This is a genomic window from Erythrobacter aureus, assembly GCF_003355455.1.
Taxonomy (GTDB): domain Bacteria; phylum Pseudomonadota; class Alphaproteobacteria; order Sphingomonadales; family Sphingomonadaceae; genus Qipengyuania; species Qipengyuania aurea.
Genome location: NZ_CP031357.1, coordinates 1,676,124 through 1,693,190 on the forward strand (window position 1 = coordinate 1,676,124; position 17,067 = coordinate 1,693,190).

The following is a 17,067-nucleotide window of genomic DNA, read 5'->3' on the forward strand; positions in this document are numbered from 1 at the left end:
AGGGCCGCGGTTTCGGGAATCGCATCAGCGGCAGTCTTCGATCACTCTGGTCACTTCGGCCCAAGGCGGCAGGTAGAGTGTAGACAGTCCGGGGATTTCCACGGCGAATCGTCCACGGGTCAGCGCCATGGCATCGAGCAGCGGATCGGTGCGGCCGAGGTAGGCGGCGATGGCCGGGCGCCCCGCTGTATCGGGTGAAACGCCACTCGTGTTCAGCATGCGATCGCTCGTTTCGGTGCGAATGGTCATTGCGGGTGTATCGCTGCCCGCGCCATGGCGGACCAAGGCAATCCTGGCATCGTCTGCCATACAGAGAATCGAAAAGACCGGCGCGCCCCGGCTGTCCACATACTGAGCCGAACCATCGGCGCCGCCACTTCTATAGGTCCACTCGCCCGGACTACGCGCCTCGTCGATCCAGTCCTTTGACGGCGGTGCCGGGGCCGGAGCGGACGGCGGAGGGGCTGTCTGCACCGGGGGCGGCGTGGGGGTCGGGGTCGGTGCGGGGGTGGAATCCGGAGCGGGTACGCAGGCCGCGATGGTGAAGCTGAGCGCCAATGCGCCGCCGAATGGGAAATAGATCGGTTTCATGCCGCTTCAATGATCGCTAAGCGCCAAGTTTCCAATGCCGAAGAAGAAACGTCTCGATCAGATGCTGGTGGACCGCGGTCTCGTGGAAAGCCGCACGCGCGCGCAGGCGCTAGTCATGGCGGGGCTGGTTTTCTCCGGCGAACAGAAGCTCGCCAAGCCGGGGCAGCAGCTTGCCGAGGACGCGCCGCTCGATGTGCGCGGGCGCGATCATCCCTGGGTCTCGCGAGGCGGGATCAAGCTTGCACATGCGATCGAGCATTTCGGGCTCGATCCGGCGGGCGTCACCGCGATGGACATTGGCAGTTCGACCGGCGGGTTCACCGATGTGCTTCTCCAAAACGGCGCGGCGCATGTTTTCGCGGTCGATAGCGGGACCAACCAGCTCGCCTGGAAGCTGCGGCAAGACGAGCGCGTGACCGTGCTCGAACAGACCAGCGCCCGGATTCTCACGCCGGATCTTATCGATCGGCCCGTTAGCTGGGTGGTGTGCGATGCGAGTTTCATCGGCCTCGCCAAGGTGCTCGAGGTGCCCTTGCAACTGGCCGAGCCGCGCTGCCGCCTGGTCGCGCTGATCAAGCCGCAATTCGAAGTCGGGCGTGAAGAGGTGGGCAAGAAGGGCGTTGTCAGCGATCCCCTGCTGCACGATCGGGTTTGCGGCGAAGTCCGCCAATGGATCGAAGGGCTTGGTTTCGATGTGCAGGGCATAGTCGAAAGCCCGATTAAGGGACCGGAAGGAAATATTGAGTTCCTCATTTCCGCCCAACGCGACCAAAGGCGGAATTGACGCTGCGGCACACTTGGCCCTAGGCGCTCGTGCAACCGCATTTCACGGAGAGAGCATGTCTTCAAATATCGCCGAGATGGAACGCCGCCGCGAAGCTGCCCGCATGGGTGGCGGACAGAAGCGGATCGATGCCCAGCACGCCAAGGGCAAGCTGACCGCGCGCGAACGGCTCGATGTCCTGCTCGACGAAGGCAGCTTCGAGGAACTCGACACCTATGTCGAACATGACTGCACCGATTTCGGCATGCAGGAACAGAAGATTCCCGGAGATGGCGTGGTCACCGGATCGGGCACGATCAACGGCCGCCTCGTCTATGTTTTCTCTCAGGATTTCACAGTCTTCGGTGGCTCTCTTTCCAAACGCCATGCAGAAAAGATCTGCAAGGTCATGGATACCGCGATGAAGGTTGGCGCGCCCGTGATCGGCCTCAACGACAGTGGCGGCGCGCGCATCCAGGAAGGCGTCGCCAGCCTCGGCGGCTATGCCGAGGTGTTCCAGCGCAATGTTCTGGCCAGCGGCGTGGTGCCGCAGATCAGCCTTATCATGGGGCCGTGCGCGGGCGGCGCGGTCTATTCCCCCGCCATGACCGACTTCATCTTCATGGTCGAGGACAGCAGCTACATGTTCGTCACCGGCCCCGACGTGGTGAAGACGGTGACCAACGAGGTCGTTACGCAGGAGGAGCTGGGCGGGGCGAAGACGCACACCACCAAGACCAGCGTCGCCGACAACAGCTTCGAAAACGATATCGAGACGCTGCTCGCGACGCGCGATTTCGTCGATTACCTGCCGCTGTCGAACCGCGAAGAGGTGCCCGAGCGCCCGACCTCGGATGCATGGGACCGCGAGGAGCCGAGCCTCGACACGCTGATCCCCGACAACGCCAACCAGCCTTACGACATGCACGAGGTGATCCGGAAAACGCTGGACGAGGGCGATTTCTTCGAGATCCAACCGAACCACGCGGCCAATATCCTGTGTGGATTCGGCCGGATCGAGGGGCGCACGGTGGGCGTGGTGGCGAACCAGCCGATGGTGCTGGCCGGGGTGCTCGACATCAATTCCTCGAAGAAGGCCGCGCGCTTCGTGCGTTTCTGCGATGCTTTCGAAATCCCGATCCTGACCTTCGTCGACGTGCCCGGCTTCCTTCCCGGCACGGCGCAGGAGCATAACGGCATCATCAAGCACGGCGCGAAGCTGCTCTTCGCCTATGCCGAGGCCACCGTGCCCAAGATCACCGTCATCACCCGCAAGGCCTATGGCGGCGCTTACGACGTGATGGCGAGCAAGCACCTGCGCGGCGACCTCAACTACGCCTGGCCCACCGCCGAGATCGCCGTGATGGGCGCTAAAGGCGCAGTGGAGATCATCTTCCGCCAGGACCGCGACGATCCCGAAAAGATCGCCGAGAAGACCAAGGAATACGAAGACCGCTTCGCCAACCCCTTCGTGGCAGCGCAACGCGGCTATATCGACGAAGTGATCTACCCGCACTCGACCCGCAAGCGGATCGCGCTGGGGCTAAGGAAGCTGCGGACGAAGCAGCTCGAGAACCCGTGGAAGAAGCATGACAATATTCCGCTGTGACTGAGCCACTCCTTATCGCGATTTTTGGAATTCTCTCGGCCGCGCTGGGAGGAGTAATTCACGCTCTATTCCAACGCTGGCAAAAGAAGGGCGATGACCTTCTCGAGCAGAAAGTGGCGGCCTATGCCGCTTATTTCAACGGAATAGCTCAACTTTCTCATGCTTCTAACGAGGCAGAGATTGCGAAATCCAATGCAATTGTCGCGGAGGCCCGCGGACGAGTCGCGCTCTATGGTTCGACAGAGGTTCTGGAAGCAATGACGGCTGCCTTTCACTGTGGTCCCATTCGGGACGAAGACTACCGAATCCACGCGCGGGTGGTGCGGGCCATGCGCAAAGATGCCGATTTGGCCAGCGGATCGCCGAGCGATACTGTGTTATTTGAAATGCTATTTGGTACGAATGATAAGAGGATATGAAGCTCGGCCATCTCAACCGTCATTGCGAGCGTAGCGAAGCAATCCAGAGTGGCGCGCGGATCGCTCTGGATTGCCGCGGCGACTGCGTCGCCTCGCAATAACGAAGGAGCCTTGTGTCTACATCATGGCCAGCAGACGCAATGGAACGATCTATACCGGTGTGACTTCGAACCTGCCGCAGCGGGCATGGCAGCACCGTGAGGGTGTCGCGGACGGATTTACCAAACGATATGGGTGCAAAGTGTTGGTCTGGTTCGAATGCCATGAGACCATGGAATCGGCCATTTTGCGCGAAAAGCAGATCAAGGCAGGGAGCCGACAAGACAAGCTCGCGCTGATCGAGATGGAAAATCCGACGTGGCGCGACTTGTTCGAGGAAATCGCCCAAGGCTAAGGTCGAACTGGATTACCGTGCTCGCAATGACGGAAGAATGAAATGAAACTGGGACGATTGAATCACATCGGAGTGGCCACACCGAGTATCGCGGAATCGCTGCGCTATTATCGCGACGTCATGGGCGCCACGATCACGCATGAGCCTTTCGATCTGGAGGAACAGGGCGTGAAGGTCTGCTTCGTCGACACGCCGGGCGAAAACGGTACGCATGGCACGCAGATCGAGCTGATCGAACCGCTCGGCGAACAGTCGACACTGACCGGTTTCCTCGCCAAGAATCCCGCCGGGGGGCAGCACCATCTCTGCTACGAGGTCGAGGATATCGAAGACGCGCGCAAATGGTTCGAGGACCTCGGCAAGCGCATCCTCGGCCCCACCCGCATCGGCGCGCATGGCACGCCCATCTTCTTCCTCCACCCGAAGGACATGATGGGCCAACTGACCGAGATCATGGAAACGCCCAAGGAAGGCGCGCACTGGTCGAACTGAGAGCCGAAGGCCGCGCGCCGTAGCGTCCTTGCACTCTAGCTTGACGTTAGCGTAAACCTCCTGCCGAGATAAACCTTCGGGGAGAGACGCGTGAGCTACGAAACCATTATCGTCGAAAAGGACGGCCCGCTTACCACCATCACGCTCGACCGGCCCGACCGGCTGAATGCGATGCCGCCGCAGATGGCGGACGAGATCGGTGCGGCTTTCTATGATCTGGGCGATAGCCGCGCCGTGCTGATAACCGGTGCGGGCAAGGGTTTTTGCTCTGGAGCGGATTTGTCCGCCCGGGGCGAGGGTAGCGTGCTCGATAATAAGGGGGGCAGCCACCGCGCGTTGCAGAACCATTATAATCCGGCGATCAGCATGGTGTTGCGCGCGCCGGTCCCGGTAATTTGCGCGGTCAACGGACCGGCTGCGGGGATCGGTTGCAGCCTGGCCCTTGCCGGTGATTTCGTGCTGGCGGGCAAGAGTGCCTATTTCCTTCAGGCTTTCGTGAATATCGGCCTGGTCCCCGACGGCGGTTCCACCTGGCTGCTGGCCCGCGCCATCGGCCGCGCACGTGCCACGCGCATGATGATGCTGGGCGAGAAGATCGGTGCGCAGCAGGCCGAGGATTGGGGCCTCATCCACAAGGCGGTCGATGACGAGGCACTGATGGGCGAGGCAAGGGCACTGGCGGAAAAGCTCGCGAATGGCCCCACACTGGCTCTGCGCACCATGAAACGGAATATCTCCGCCGCTCTCGACGGAACGGTAAACGAAGTAATGCTTGCGGAGGCAGAGGGGCAGCGCGTGGCCGGAGCGAGCCAGGACGCGATGGAAGGCGGAATGGCCTTCCTCCAGAAGCGCAAACCCGCATTCAAGGGCGAATGAGCCCATGTTTGGGGCGCCCTCGAGATCGGAAACCTTGCAGCGATACCGGTAAAGGTGGCCGGATAGGCCTAGATAGAATGGATAGATTGGCATCGTAGGAACACCGCGCTAGGGGGTCTCCCATGAGAGAGAAGACTCCCGGATACGATGACTGGAAGCCCCTCGCCGACAAGGAAGTGAAGGGCCGCGACCTAACCTGGCACACGCCCGAAGGGATCGAGGTCAAGCCGCTCTATACGAGCGAGGATACTGCGGACATCGATCCCGGTGTCCCGGGGATCGCGCCGTTTACGCGCGGACCCTATGCCTCGATGTATACCGGTCGGCCGTGGACGATCCGGCAATATGCGGGCTTCTCGACCGCCGAGGAATCGAACGCCTTCTATCGCCGCAATCTGGCTGCGGGGCAGAAGGGCCTCTCGGTCGCCTTCGACCTCGCCACCCACCGCGGCTATGACAGCGACCACAGCCGCGTGGTCGGCGATGTCGGTAAGGCGGGCGTCGCGATCGATACCGTGCGCGACATGGAAATCCTGTTCGACCAGATCCCGCTTGACCAGATGAGCGTGTCGATGACGATGAACGGCGCGGTGATCCCGGTCATGGCGTTCTACATCGTCGCGGCGGAACGGCAGGGCGTTTCGCAGGACAAGCTTTCGGGGACCATCCAGAACGACATCCTCAAGGAGTTCATGGTCCGCAACACCTATATCTATCCGCCCGAACCGAGCATGCGGATTATCTCGGACATCATCGCATATACTTCGGCCAATATGCCGAAATTCAACAGTATTTCGATCTCGGGCTATCACATGCACGAAGCCGGGGCGACGGCGGTGCAGGAACTCGCCTTCACCATTGCCGACGGCAAGGAATACGCCAAGCGCGCCATGGAAGCGGGGCTGGATATCGATGCCTTCGCGCCGCGCCTGTCCTTCTTCTGGGGCATCGGCATGAACTTCTTCATGGAGATCGCCAAAATGCGCGCCGCGCGTGCGCTGTGGCACGATGTGATGGAAGGGCTGGGGGCGCAGAACGAGAAGTCGAAGATGCTGCGCACGCACTGCCAGACCAGCGGTGTCAGCCTGCAGGAGCAGGACCCTTACAACAACGTCATCCGCACCACGGTGGAGGCGATGGCGGCGGTGCTGGGCGGCACGCAATCGCTCCACACCAATGCGCTGGACGAGGCGATCGCCCTTCCGACCGACTTTTCCGCCCGCATCGCGCGCAACACGCAATTGGTGATCCAGGAAGAAACCGGCATTACCAATGTCGCCGACCCGCTGGGCGGCAGCTATTACATCGAAAGTCTCACCGCTGCCCTGATAGACGAGGCCCGCAAATTGCTGGACGAGGTCGAGGCGGCGGGCGGCATGACCGAGTATGTCGCGAGCGGGAAGCCCAAGGCGCAGATCGAGGAAGCCGCCGCCGCCAAGCAGGCGAGCGTCGACAAGGGCGAGACGGTTATCGTCGGCGTTAACAAGTATCGCCTGCCCGAAGAGGCCGAAATCGACACGCTCGACATCGACAACCATGCCGTGCGCCAGAGCCAGATCGCGCGCCTCAAGAAAGTGCGCGAAGGGCGCGACGAATTCGCCTGCAAGGCTGCGCTCGACGCGTTGGCGCGCGGGGCAGCGCAGCGCGAAGGTAATTTGCTCGACCTCGCGGTGGAGGCCGCGCGCCACGATGCCACGCTCGGCGAAATCAGCCAGGCGATGGAAGACGCCTATGGCCGCTACGATACCGTGCCCAAGCCCGTGCGGGGAGTCTATTCGCAAGCTTATGCCGATGACGATCGCTACCGGCAGGTGGTCGAGGGCGTGAAGGCGGTCGAGCGTCGCCTAGGCCGCGCGCCCAGGCTGATGGTCGCCAAGATGGGACAGGACGGTCACGATCGCGGCGCCAATGTGATCGCCAGCGCCTTTACCGACATGGGCTTCGAGGTGGTCTCTGGTCCGCTGTTCCAGACGCCTGCCGAAACCCGCGACATGGCGCTGGAAAACGATGTCGACGCCATCGGCGCGAGCAGCCTCGCCGCTGGTCACAAGACGCTGATCCCCGAACTCATAGGCTTGCTCAAGAAAGCCGACCGCCCCGACATCAAGGTGATCGCAGGCGGCGTGATTCCCCAGAAGGATTACGACTTCCTGCGCGATGCCGGGGTGCAGGGCATTTATGGCCCGGGAAGCAATGTGGTGGAATGCGCGGCTGACGTGCTGCGCCTGCTCGGCCACAACATGCCGCCTGTGGGTGAGGATCTGGACGAGGCGGCGGAGTAATGCCCACCGTTATGCGGATCGGGTCGTTCCGGTTTTACTTCTACAGCCATGAGCCGAACGAGCCGCCGCATATCCATGTCGATCAGGGCGACGCGACGATCAAGGTCTGGCTGGACAGCGGGGAGGTCGCGAAAAGCCGAGGCTTTCGCGCGCATGAGATCAATGACATTATCAAGCTCGTCGCGAACCATCGCGATGCGCTGACGGAGGCGTGGCATGAATATTTCGGCTAAGGTGACCGATGAGCGCGTTCTCGACGTCCGGTTCGACGAGGCCAGCCTGATCGTCGACCTGATGGACGGGCGGACGATTTCGGTGCCGTTGGCTTGGTATCCGCGATTGCTGAGGGCGACACCCGAACAGCGAGCTGGATGGGAAAGGGCCGGGGCGGGCTATGGCATTCACTGGCCCGACATCGATGAGGATCTGAGCACCGAGGGTCTTCTCCGTGGCGCTCCGGCTCCGAGGGCGGCGTGAACCTGCAAAAGGATTACGTCTTCCTGCGCGATGTCGGGGTGCAGGGCATTTACGGCCCGGGCAGCAACGTGGTCGAATGCGCTGCGGAAGTGCTGCGCCTGCTCGGTCACAATATGCCGCCGTCCAGGGAACGGCTTGGGGGCGAGAATATGGATGAGGCGGCGGAGTGATGAAACGATGACGGAAATCGCTCAAATCCTGGGCAAGGCGGGTGTCCTTCTCTTCACCCTCGGCCTGCTGATCGGCTTTGCTATGGCGAAGTTGCGCAATCCGAGGCTTGGCCTTTCAGCGCACCTGACAGCGGTTCAAGTGGGGGCTATGCTGATCGCTCTCGCGCTGTTTTGGCAGTATCTGGGAATACCGGACGGATGGGCGACCATCATCGTTCTGGCCGTAATCGTATCATCCTATGTTCTGACCTTTGGCATTCTCCTTTCTGGCGTCTTTGGCGCCAGCCAAGCTTTACCAATGGCAGGCGCGGGTCACACCGCTTCCAAGTCGCGCGAAACGCTTGTTACTTTTCTAGTCTATGGCAGTTCTGTCGTCATGGCTCTCGCCTATGTAGCGATCTGCTGGTTCGCCTTTTCCTGAACTGCTGGAATTCTGATTCGACCATGACCCAAATCCGTACTGACTGGACCCGCGACGAGATCGCGGACCTTTTCGACCTTCCTTTCACCGAGCTGCTGTTCCGCGCGGCGAGCGTCCACCGCGAGTTTCATCCGCCCGAGCAGGTTCAGCTCTGCACGCTTCTCTCCATCAAGACCGGCGGGTGCCCCGAGGATTGCGGCTATTGTTCGCAGTCGGTGAAGGCCGATAGCGGGGTCGAGGCGACCAAGCTGATGGAGGTGCAATCGGTCCTTCAGCGCGCGGCGCAGGCGAAGGATGCGGGCAGCCAGCGCTTCTGCATGGGCGCCGCCTGGCGCAACCCTAAGGACCGCGACATGCCCGCGATCGTCGAGATCGTGAAAGGCGTGCGCGCCATGGGGCTGGAGACCTGCATGACGCTGGGCATGCTGACGCCGAAACAGGCGGACATGCTCAAGGAAGCGGGCCTCGATTACTACAACCACAATGTCGATACCGGGCCGGAATATTACGAGCGCGTGATTTCGACCCGCAACTACCAGGACCGGCTCGACACGCTCCAGAACGTGCGCGATGCAGGGATCAATGTGTGCAGCGGCGGGATCGTGGGCATGGGCGAAACGCGCGAGGACCGGGTGGGCTTCGTCCACACGCTTGCCACGCTTGAGCGGCATCCCGAAAGCGTGCCGGTCAACGCACTGGTCCCAGTCAAGGGCACGGTGCTGGGCGACATGCTGGAAGGTACGCCGATGGCCAAGATCGACGATATCGAATTCGTCCGCACCGTGGCGGTGGCGCGCATCACGATGCCGATGAGCATGGTGCGCCTGTCGGCAGGCCGGGAGTCGATGTCCGAAGCCACGCAGGCGCTGTGCTTCATGGCCGGCGCGAATTCGATCTTCACCGGCGACAAGCTGCTGACCGCACCCAACGCTGGTGACGACACCGACGCCGCGCTGTTCGCCAAGCTCGGCCTGACCGCGCTCGAGCAGGAAGAACCGATGCGGGCGGCCGCTTGCCGCTCCCAGGCCGTTCCGGCCGAATAGCGAATTTGAGGGAACCGATGTCCGACCAGAAACTCGATACGCTAGCCATTCACGCCGGATGCGAGCCCGATCCGACCACGAAAGCGCGGATTACGCCGATTTATCAGACGGCAAGTTATGTCTTCGACGATCCCGAGCATGCTGCACGGCTTTTCAGCCTGCAGGAATTCGGCAACATCTACACCCGCATCATGAATCCGACCAACGATGCGCTGGAAAAGAAGATTGCGGCGCTTGAAGGCGGTGTGGGCGCTTTGGGGCTCGCATCGGGCCATGCGGCGCAGTTGATCGCATTCCACACGCTGATGGAGCCGGGCTGCAATATCGTCGCGGCGAAGAAGCTTTATGGCGGATCGCTCAACCAGCTTGGCGAGAGCTTTCGCAAATTCGGCTGGGAAACCCACTTCGTCGATGCCGATGATCCGGAAAATGTCGCTGCCGCCATCGACGACAAGACGCGCTGTGTTTTCATCGAAAGCCTGGCCAATCCGGGCGGTGTCGTCAGCGATATCGCGGCCATCGCCGAGGTCGCGCATGACGCCGGGGTACCGTTGATCGTCGACAATACGATGGCGACGCCCGCGCTGTGCCGCCCGTTCGACCATGGTGCCGACATCATCGTCCATTCCTGCACCAAGTTCCTCAACGGGCACGGCAATGCGGTTGGCGGGCTGATCGTGGATTCGGGCCGTTTCGACTGGAAGGCGAGCGACAAGTTTCCCAGTCTCACGGCGCCCAACGGGTCCTATCACGGTGCGGTGCTGGTCGACGCGCTGGAGCCGGTCGGACCGATCGCCTTCATCACCGCCTGCCGGGTGCTCGGCCTGCGCGATCTCGGCCCGGCCATGGCGCCGATGAATGCCTTCCTCGCGCTGACCGGGATGGAAACGCTGGCGCTGCGAATGGATCGGCATTGCAGCAACGCGCTGGCCGTGGCGCAGTGGCTCCGCGCGCATCCCAAGGTGGCCTGGGTATCCTATGCCGGGTTGGAGGACGATCCATACAGGCCGCTTGCGGACAAATATCTGGGCGGCCGCGGCGGAGCCGTCTTCACCTTCGGCCTCAAGGGCGGATTCGAGGCGGGCAAGCAGCTCGTCTCCAGCGTCAAGCTGTTCAGCCACCTCGCCAATATCGGCGATACGCGAAGCCTGATTATTCACCCCGCATCGACCACGCATAGCCAGCTTTCGGCGGAAGAGCTGGTCGCGGCGGGCGCCGGTCCGGACGTGGTGCGGCTGTCGGTCGGGATCGAACATATCGACGATATCGTCGCCGATCTCGATGCCGCACTGGCACAGATTTAGGGACACTGGGAAGATAACGATGTTCAAGAAAATCCTCATCGCCAATCGCGGCGAAATCGCTTGCCGGGTCATCAAAACCGCGCGCCGCATGGGTATCCAGACAGTGGCCGTCTACTCCGATGCCGATGCCCGCGCGCCTTTCGTGCGGATGGCGGACGAGGCGGTGCATATCGGTCCGGCGCCTGCGGCGGAAAGCTATCTGATCGCCGACAAGATCATCGCCGCGGCCAAGCAGACCGGCGCCGAGGCAGTGCATCCGGGATATGGTTTCCTCTCCGAACGCGCGAGTTTCGTCGAGGCGTTGGCGAAAGAGAACATCGCCTTCATCGGTCCGCCGGTGAATGCGATCGCGGCGATGGGCGACAAGATCGAATCCAAGAAGCTCGCCAAGGAAGCCGGCGTGAATGTGGTCCCCGGCTTCGTCGGCGAAATCCGCGATACCGACCATGCGGTCGAGATCAGCAACGACATCGGCTATCCGGTAATGATGAAGGCCAGCGCAGGCGGCGGCGGCAAGGGCATGCGCCTTGCCTGGTCGGAAAAGGACGTGCGCGAGGGTTTCGAGGCGACCAAGCGAGAGGGCCTCAATTCCTTCGGTGACGACCGTGTCTTCATCGAGAAGTTCATCGAGAACCCGCGCCATATCGAGATCCAGATCCTCGGCGACAAGCATGGCAATGTGATCTATCTTAACGAGCGCGAATGCTCGATCCAGCGGCGCCATCAGAAGGTGGTCGAGGAAGCGCCGTCGCCTTTCGTCACGCCCAAGATGCGCAAGGCCATGGGCGAACAATGCGTCGCGCTGTCCAAGGCAGTGAACTACCACAGCGCCGGTACGGTCGAACTGATCGTCTCGGGCGCCGACCCGACGGGCGAAAGCTTCTACTTCCTGGAAATGAACACCCGCCTGCAGGTGGAGCATCCCGTTACCGAGGCGATCACGGGCGTCGACCTCGTCGAACAGATGATCCGGGTCGCGGCCGGCGAAGAACTCCAGATCAAGCAGGACGACGTCAAGATCGACGGTTGGGCGATCGAGAACCGGGTCTATGCCGAAGACCCCTATCGCGGCTTCCTGCCCTCTACGGGCCGCCTCGTGCGCTACCAGCCGCCGGTCGAGCCCTGGGCCGACGATGGCGAGGAGAACGGTCGCCGCGGTGTCGACGGTATCCGGGTGGATGACGGCGTGTTCGAAGGCGGCGAGGTGTCGATGTTCTACGACCCGATGATCGCCAAGCTGGTCACTTGGGGCGAGACACGCGACGAGGCCGCCGATCTCCAGATCGCCGCGCTCGACGCTTTCCGTATCGAAGGGCTGGGCCATAATATCGATTTTCTCAGCGCGATCATGCAGCACGACCGCTTTCGTTCGGGCGAGCTGACCACCGGCTTCATCGCCGAGGAATATCCCGATGGTTTCGAAGGCGCGCCCGCATCCGCCGGGCTGACCAAGGTTCTGGCCGCTGTGGGCGGCGTGATCGCCACCGCCGATGCCGACCGGGCTCGGCGGATCGACCAGCAGCTCGCCGGCGAGAATTACGCGCCGGGCGACTGGACGGTTCGCATCGGCGAACGCGAGGAAGGGGCGACCTCGCATGAGGTGCGGCTGGAGGAAAACGCGCTGACCGTCGACGGCGAACAGGTTACCATCGAGATGCGGTACACGCCGGGCGATGCAATGGTGGATGTGGCGCTGTTCGAAAACGGCGCGGACGAGGATGCCGAGCCGCTCGATCGCTACACCTTCCAGCTCGAACCCACGCGCATGGGCTACGACATCACCACACGCGGCGCGACGCACCATCTGCGTATCCTGCAGACCCGCATCGCCCCTCTCGCATCGCATATGATCGAGAAGACCCCGCCCGACCTTTCCAAGATGCTGATCTGCCCGATGCCGGGCCTGCTGGTGAAACTGCATGTGAGCGAAGGCGAGGAGGTTCAGCCCGGCCAGCCGCTCGCCACGGTCGAGGCGATGAAGATGGAAAACATCCTGCGCGCCGAAAAACAGGCGACCGTCGGCAAGGTCAACGCCGCCGAGGGCGACAGCCTGGCAGTGGACGCGGTGATCCTGGAGCTGGAATAGGATGCACCTTTCGCATTCGCCCGATGCACCCGCAGCCGAGGAAACCGACTTCGCGACCTTTCTGAAGGCGGATATCCGCATCGGCACGGTGGTCTCGGCCGAGGATTTCCCCGAAGCGCGAAAACCGGCCTACAAGCTGGTGATCGATTTCGGCCCGGTCATCGGCGAAAAGAAAAGCAGCGCGCAGATCACCGCGAACTATTCCGCCGACGAATTGGTCGGGCGGCAGGTCGCGGCAGTGGTCAATTTTCCACCGCGACAGATCGGCCCGCTGATGTCGCAAGTGCTCACGCTGGGCTTTGCCGACGAGGCGGGCGAGGTGGTTCTGTTCGCGCCGGACAAGAAAGTGCCCGACGGATCGCGCCTGTTCTGATTTGCCGCGGGTTCAGTGCGCTTGCAGTTGCTCGTCCAGAAAGGCGGCAACATCATCCAGCGCGACGTCCCGTGCCAAACATGCTGCACCGATGCTGCGCAGCAGGATGAAGGGCAGCGTGCCCGCATCCATCTTCTTGTCGTGCAGCATGTGGTCGGCAAGCGCGCGCCCATCGCAGGGCAATTGCATCGCGGCGATTTCCGATGGCAAGCCCGCGGCATCGACGGCGCGCGTCAAGCGCTCGGCATCGGTCAGCGAAATGTCGCCGCGCCGGGCGGAGTAGCGCGCGGCCAGCACCATGCCCAGCGCCACCGCCTCGCCGTGGAGCAGGCGGTTGGAAAATCCGGTTTCCGCCTCCAGCGCGTGGCCGAAAGTATGCCCGAGATTTAGCATTGCGCGCGCGCCGCTGGTCTCGCGCTCGTCCTCCGCGACGATGCGCGCCTTGGCAGCGACGCTGGTCGCCACTGCCCGTTCCAGATCGGCCGGATCCAATGCGAGTACCGCCTGCGCATGTGCCTCGAGCCAGGCGAAGAAGTCGCGATCGCCGAGCACCCCGTATTTGAGCACCTCGGCAAAGCCCGCGCGCAGTTCGCGTTCGGGCAGGGTGGCAAGCGTATCGAGATCGGCCAGCACCAGCGATGGCTGGTGAAATGCGCCGATCAGGTTCTTGCCCGCAGCGGTATTGATTGCGGTTTTCCCCCCCACCGAACTGTCGACTTGCGCGAGCAGGGTGGTCGGGAGCTGGACGAATCCGCAACCGCGCTTGAGAATGGCACAGGCAAAGCCGGTGAGATCGCCGACCACGCCGCCGCCGAGAGCGAAGACATGATCGCCCCGTTCGACGCCCTGGCCGAGCAGCCAATCGGTGAGATGTGCGAGGCTCTCCCAGCTTTTGGAGGCTTCTCCCGGCGCGACATCGTACCATCGCGGCTCGATACCTTCGGCCTGCAATGACCGGGCGACCGTCTCGCCCCAGTGCTTTCGCGCATTTCGGTCGGCAACGATGCAGGCATGGCTCTTGCGCAGGAAAGGCTTCGCGTGCGCGCCGAGATCGGCCAGCAGGCCGGGGCCGACGCGGACTTCGTACCGCCGTCCGGCCAGTTCGACAGGTATTACAGCCATGCGTCGATCGCCTCCAGAATGCGTTGTGCGGTTTCGGAATGGGGTCCGTTATCGGTCACCAGATGGATCTGCGCCTCGGCATAGGCTGCGCCGCGCCTGTCCTTGAGGTCGGTCAGGATCTCGCGCGCATTGCCATTGCGCAGCAGGGGCCGATCATTGCGGCGGGATGTGCGCTCTACCAAGGTGTCGATATCGCAATCGAGCCAGACCGCGATGGCTTGATCGAGAATCAGCGCGCGTGTTTCCGGATCGACGAAAGCACCGCCGCCGGTGGCAATCACGCCATGCGCCTCTTCCATCAGACGGGCGATGACCCTGCGTTCCCCGGCGCGGAAATAGGCTTCTCCATGCGCTTCGAAAATTTCGCTTACCGTGCGGTCTGCAGCGCGTTCGATTTCGTCGTCGACATCCACGAAATCGGTCCCGAGCATGGCCGCCAGCCTGCGCCCGACGGTCGATTTTCCGACACCCATCAGGCCGACAAGCACCACCGGGCGGTCGATCCGCGCGGCGATCTTGGCGATTTCGCCAGGCGTAAGGGCGGTTGCATCGGTCATTGCCGCCGTGCCTAGAACTGGGCTAGGGCGCGGGCAAGGTATCAGCACTTGGAGCGGGACGCGAAAAACTTGGCGATGAGCGGCAAACGGATCGGAGCTATCTTGGCGATGGTGTTCTTGGTGCTGTTGGTAGCTGCCCTGATCCATGGCGGCGAGGAGCCGCTGCACCCGATCGAGGAAGCGATCGAAGTTCCGGGGATCGGCCGGTGAAGACCGCGTGGTTCCTGGGCACGGCGGCCCTCGTCTTCACTTCGGCCATGGGTCTTGCCCAGGATGCTCCGGTCGACCTGCTGCCCCCGGGATTTAACCAGCCTGCGCCCAGCCCCACACCTACATCGACGCCGACGGCGCGGGCTACGCAAGCTTCGGAATCCGGCCCGCCTGCCGCCGCCGAAACGCCCCGGCCGGGCGCGACGCAATCGGGCGAGATCGTTCAGCCCCTGCCGACACAAACGGCTCCGTCGCGCGCGAATCTGGACTTGTCGAACCTGCCGACAGTCGAAGAGCTGGAGGCAATGTCAACCGACGAGCTTGACGAACTGCTTGGCCTGAAACCCAAGTTCGACATACCCGACGCGGCCCGCCGTTCGACCGAACGGGTCGGTATCATCGCAGCAGGCGAGGGAGGGCTGGCAGCCGGTTCGCTCGCCCGCCAGCCGGCTCCCCTGGTTCGGGCTATCCTCGCCGGGACTAATCGTCAGATGGTATCGCGCTGGGGACATATTCTCCTGCGCCGAGCCCTGGTCAGCAGGCTGGAAGCTCCCTCGGGAATGGACTCGGTCGAGTTCGCTACGCTGCGGGTCGAGGTTCTCAACGCTCTGGGCGAGCATGTCGTGGCGCGGGCATTGGTTCAGGATGTCGACACGGCGGACTATTCCCCCGCGCTAGCCAATGCCGCGGTCAGGGCCTATGTCGGCAGTACCGATATCGTCGGCGCCTGCCCCGCCGTGCGGTTGGTCGATACCGGGCGCGAGGATACCGAGTGGCAGATGCTGGCGGGTATCTGCAATGCCTACGCAGGCGAAGAGACCCGCGCTCAGAACGATCTGCGCCGCCTGCTCAATCGAACCGAGGACGATCGCATCGACGTGTTGCTGGCGCAACGCTTTGCCGGTGCCGCCGGGCGCGGGCGGCGTGCGGTGACGATCGAGTGGGAGGATACCGGACCGATCACTCCGTGGCGATTCTCACTGGCCAATGCTCTGGGTGAGCCGGTCCCGTCCAACTTGCTCGAAGACGCGGGGGCGGACCTTCACCGCATGGCGGCGCTGACACCGGCGCTGTCTCCCGCCCAGCGCGCTCCGGCGGTCGACATTGCCGGGGCAAGCGGCATTCTCTCGGCTTCGGCGATGGTCGATCTCTACAGCCAGATTTTCGCCGAAGAGGGCGTGGAGGGCGATCCCGCGCTGACCGCCTCGCGTCTGCGCGAGGCCTATGTCGGCAGCGAACCCGTGCAGCGGCTGGCAGCGATCCGGGACATATGGTCGGGCGGAGGCGAGTTTTCCTATGGCCGTGTGGTCCTCACCGCTTATGCTGCGGCGCGCGTGCCGGTGCGGGCCGACTTCGCCGACGAGGCGGGAAATCTCATCGCCTCGATGCTCGCGGCCGGGCTCGACGGCGATGCCATGCGCTGGTCGGGCGAAGTCGAACAGGGAAGCCTTGGCTGGGCCTTGCTCGCTCTCGCCGATCCGAACCGGAGCACTCGGGTAACCGACGGCCAGCTCGACAGCTTCGTCGACGACGATGATTCGTCGGGGCAGCAAAAGTCGCGCATGCTGCTGGCAGGACTGGCCGGTCTCGATCGGATCGACGATGCGGAAATCGGAGAATACAGCGATCGTCTCGGCATCGATCTGTCCGCCCCGACACGCTGGACACGGATGATCGAGGGCGCGGCTGCGGTCGACAATCCCGCTCTGGTAGCGATGCTGGCGGGGCTGGGCATGCAGGGCTCCGGATGGGATCAGATGACCGCTCGCCATCTGTTCCACATCGTGGCGGCGCTGCGCCGGGTGGGGCTGGATGCCGAAGCCCGCATGATCGCCGCGGAGGCGGTCGCCCGCGCCTGACGTGAGCGCGCCGGGATCA

19 protein-coding genes and 1 pseudogene are annotated in these 17,067 nt (G+C 62.9%); 17 read left to right on the forward strand and 3 right to left on the reverse strand.

Features of this window, described 5'->3' with window-relative positions:
* Positions 1–24: 24 nt before the first annotated feature.
* Positions 25–591 carry a hypothetical protein gene (locus DVR09_RS08215; RefSeq protein WP_115416504.1) on the reverse strand — a complete coding sequence of 189 codons (567 nt, stop codon included), beginning with the start codon at positions 589–591 and terminating at the stop codon, positions 25–27.
* A gap of 34 nt (positions 592–625) precedes the next feature.
* On the opposite strand from DVR09_RS08215, the gene DVR09_RS08220 reads away from it, so the two are divergent.
* The 15 genes and pseudogenes from DVR09_RS08220 to DVR09_RS08285 all read left to right on the forward strand — a co-directional run bounded on the left by DVR09_RS08220 (position 626) and on the right by DVR09_RS08285 (position 13,300).
* Positions 626–1,375 (forward strand): TlyA family RNA methyltransferase, encoded by a 750-nt coding sequence (locus DVR09_RS08220; RefSeq protein WP_115416505.1) that lies wholly within the window; start codon positions 626–628, stop codon positions 1,373–1,375.
* A gap of 55 nt (positions 1,376–1,430) precedes the next feature.
* Complete coding sequence (locus DVR09_RS08225) at positions 1,431–2,963, forward strand: acyl-CoA carboxylase subunit beta (RefSeq protein ID WP_115416506.1); 1,533 nt, start codon at positions 1,431–1,433, stop codon at positions 2,961–2,963.
* Positions 2,960–3,382, forward strand: a complete 423-nt coding sequence (locus DVR09_RS08230) for a hypothetical protein (RefSeq protein ID WP_115416507.1) — start codon at positions 2,960–2,962, stop codon at positions 3,380–3,382. Before DVR09_RS08225 ends, DVR09_RS08230 begins: the two co-directional genes overlap by 4 nt.
* A 124-nt stretch (positions 3,383–3,506) precedes the next feature.
* Entirely contained in the window at positions 3,507–3,776 is a 270-nt protein-coding gene (locus DVR09_RS08235) for a GIY-YIG nuclease family protein (protein WP_115416508.1), read from the forward strand.
* Between the two features lie 42 nt (positions 3,777–3,818).
* On the forward strand, positions 3,819–4,268 hold the full coding sequence (mce, locus tag DVR09_RS08240; protein WP_115416509.1) for a methylmalonyl-CoA epimerase: 450 nt from the start codon (positions 3,819–3,821) through the stop codon (positions 4,266–4,268).
* 90 nt (positions 4,269–4,358) lie between these two features.
* Positions 4,359–5,144, forward strand: coding sequence for an enoyl-CoA hydratase-related protein (locus DVR09_RS08245; protein ID WP_115416510.1), 786 nt, complete (start codon positions 4,359–4,361; stop codon positions 5,142–5,144).
* Between the two features lie 122 nt (positions 5,145–5,266).
* Complete coding sequence (gene scpA / locus DVR09_RS08250) at positions 5,267–7,426, forward strand: methylmalonyl-CoA mutase (RefSeq protein WP_115416511.1); 2,160 nt, start codon at positions 5,267–5,269, stop codon at positions 7,424–7,426.
* Entirely contained in the window at positions 7,426–7,659 is a 234-nt protein-coding gene (locus DVR09_RS08255; protein ID WP_115416512.1) for a DUF4160 domain-containing protein, read from the forward strand. The genes scpA and DVR09_RS08255 overlap by 1 nt, the downstream gene beginning before the upstream one ends.
* Complete coding sequence (locus DVR09_RS08260; RefSeq protein ID WP_115416513.1) at positions 7,643–7,903, forward strand: DUF2442 domain-containing protein; 261 nt, start codon at positions 7,643–7,645, stop codon at positions 7,901–7,903. The genes DVR09_RS08255 and DVR09_RS08260 overlap by 17 nt, the downstream gene beginning before the upstream one ends.
* Positions 7,894–8,073: pseudogene (locus DVR09_RS17140) on the forward strand (hypothetical protein); the annotation flags it as partial. The gene DVR09_RS08260 and the pseudogene DVR09_RS17140, both read left to right, overlap by 10 nt.
* A gap of 7 nt (positions 8,074–8,080) precedes the next feature.
* The gene (locus tag DVR09_RS08265; protein ID WP_162814902.1) at positions 8,081–8,494 is read left to right on the forward strand and encodes a styrene oxide isomerase; all 414 of its coding nucleotides are present in this window, start codon (positions 8,081–8,083) and stop codon (positions 8,492–8,494) included.
* 23 nt (positions 8,495–8,517) lie between these two features.
* Positions 8,518–9,537, forward strand: coding sequence for a biotin synthase BioB (bioB, locus tag DVR09_RS08270; protein WP_115416515.1), 1,020 nt, complete (start codon positions 8,518–8,520; stop codon positions 9,535–9,537).
* A 17-nt stretch (positions 9,538–9,554) separates the two neighbouring features.
* Positions 9,555–10,841, forward strand: coding sequence for an O-acetylhomoserine aminocarboxypropyltransferase (locus DVR09_RS08275; RefSeq protein WP_115416516.1), 1,287 nt, complete (start codon positions 9,555–9,557; stop codon positions 10,839–10,841).
* Positions 10,842–10,860: 19 nt separating this feature from the next.
* Positions 10,861–12,927 (forward strand): acetyl-CoA carboxylase biotin carboxylase subunit, encoded by a 2,067-nt coding sequence (locus DVR09_RS08280; RefSeq protein WP_115416517.1) that lies wholly within the window; start codon positions 10,861–10,863, stop codon positions 12,925–12,927.
* A 1-nt stretch (position 12,928) separates the two neighbouring features.
* The gene (locus DVR09_RS08285) at positions 12,929–13,300 is read left to right on the forward strand and encodes a tRNA-binding protein (RefSeq protein ID WP_115416518.1); all 372 of its coding nucleotides are present in this window, start codon (positions 12,929–12,931) and stop codon (positions 13,298–13,300) included.
* Positions 13,301–13,312: 12 nt separating this feature from the next.
* Here DVR09_RS08285 and aroB read toward each other — a convergent pair whose 3' ends face one another.
* Positions 13,313–14,422, reverse strand: coding sequence for a 3-dehydroquinate synthase (gene aroB / locus DVR09_RS08290; RefSeq protein WP_115416519.1), 1,110 nt, complete (start codon positions 14,420–14,422; stop codon positions 13,313–13,315).
* Entirely contained in the window at positions 14,413–14,979 is a 567-nt protein-coding gene (locus DVR09_RS08295) for a shikimate kinase (protein ID WP_115416520.1), read from the reverse strand. Before DVR09_RS08295 ends, aroB begins: the two co-directional genes overlap by 10 nt.
* A gap of 75 nt (positions 14,980–15,054) precedes the next feature.
* Between DVR09_RS08295 and DVR09_RS17775 the strand changes: the two genes are divergently transcribed.
* Together DVR09_RS17775 and DVR09_RS08300 are read left to right on the forward strand one after the other, a co-directional pair.
* Positions 15,055–15,189 (forward strand): hypothetical protein, encoded by a 135-nt coding sequence (locus DVR09_RS17775; RefSeq protein ID WP_255703934.1) that lies wholly within the window; start codon positions 15,055–15,057, stop codon positions 15,187–15,189.
* Entirely contained in the window at positions 15,186–17,048 is a 1,863-nt protein-coding gene (locus DVR09_RS08300; protein WP_234041369.1) for a hypothetical protein, read from the forward strand. The genes DVR09_RS17775 and DVR09_RS08300 overlap by 4 nt, the downstream gene beginning before the upstream one ends.
* The last annotated feature ends 19 nt before the right edge of the window (positions 17,049–17,067 follow it).

Bases quoted from the DNA above. Each gene is read 5' to 3' on its own strand.
- bioB (WP_115416515.1), top strand. From the start codon at position 8,518: ATGACCCAAATCCGTACTGACTGGACCCGCGACGAGATCGCGGACCTT.
- DVR09_RS08260 (WP_115416513.1), top strand. From the start codon at position 7,643: ATGAATATTTCGGCTAAGGTGACCGATGAGCGCGTTCTCGACGTCCGG.
- DVR09_RS08235 (WP_115416508.1), top strand. From the start codon at position 3,507: ATGGCCAGCAGACGCAATGGAACGATCTATACCGGTGTGACTTCGAAC.
- DVR09_RS08215 (WP_115416504.1), bottom strand. From the start codon at position 591: ATGAAACCGATCTATTTCCCATTCGGCGGCGCATTGGCGCTCAGCTTC.
- DVR09_RS17775 (WP_255703934.1), top strand. From the start codon at position 15,055: ATGAGCGGCAAACGGATCGGAGCTATCTTGGCGATGGTGTTCTTGGTG.
- scpA (WP_115416511.1), top strand. From the start codon at position 5,267: ATGAGAGAGAAGACTCCCGGATACGATGACTGGAAGCCCCTCGCCGAC.
- mce (WP_115416509.1), top strand. From the start codon at position 3,819: ATGAAACTGGGACGATTGAATCACATCGGAGTGGCCACACCGAGTATC.
- DVR09_RS08225 (WP_115416506.1), top strand. From the start codon at position 1,431: ATGTCTTCAAATATCGCCGAGATGGAACGCCGCCGCGAAGCTGCCCGC.
- DVR09_RS08255 (WP_115416512.1), top strand. From the start codon at position 7,426: ATGCCCACCGTTATGCGGATCGGGTCGTTCCGGTTTTACTTCTACAGC.
- DVR09_RS08220 (WP_115416505.1), top strand. From the start codon at position 626: ATGCCGAAGAAGAAACGTCTCGATCAGATGCTGGTGGACCGCGGTCTC.
- DVR09_RS08285 (WP_115416518.1), top strand. From the start codon at position 12,929: ATGCACCTTTCGCATTCGCCCGATGCACCCGCAGCCGAGGAAACCGAC.
- DVR09_RS08265 (WP_162814902.1), top strand. From the start codon at position 8,081: ATGACGGAAATCGCTCAAATCCTGGGCAAGGCGGGTGTCCTTCTCTTC.
- aroB (WP_115416519.1), bottom strand. From the start codon at position 14,422: ATGGCTGTAATACCTGTCGAACTGGCCGGACGGCGGTACGAAGTCCGC.
- DVR09_RS08280 (WP_115416517.1), top strand. From the start codon at position 10,861: ATGTTCAAGAAAATCCTCATCGCCAATCGCGGCGAAATCGCTTGCCGG.
- DVR09_RS08295 (WP_115416520.1), bottom strand. From the start codon at position 14,979: ATGACCGATGCAACCGCCCTTACGCCTGGCGAAATCGCCAAGATCGCC.
- DVR09_RS08275 (WP_115416516.1), top strand. From the start codon at position 9,555: ATGTCCGACCAGAAACTCGATACGCTAGCCATTCACGCCGGATGCGAG.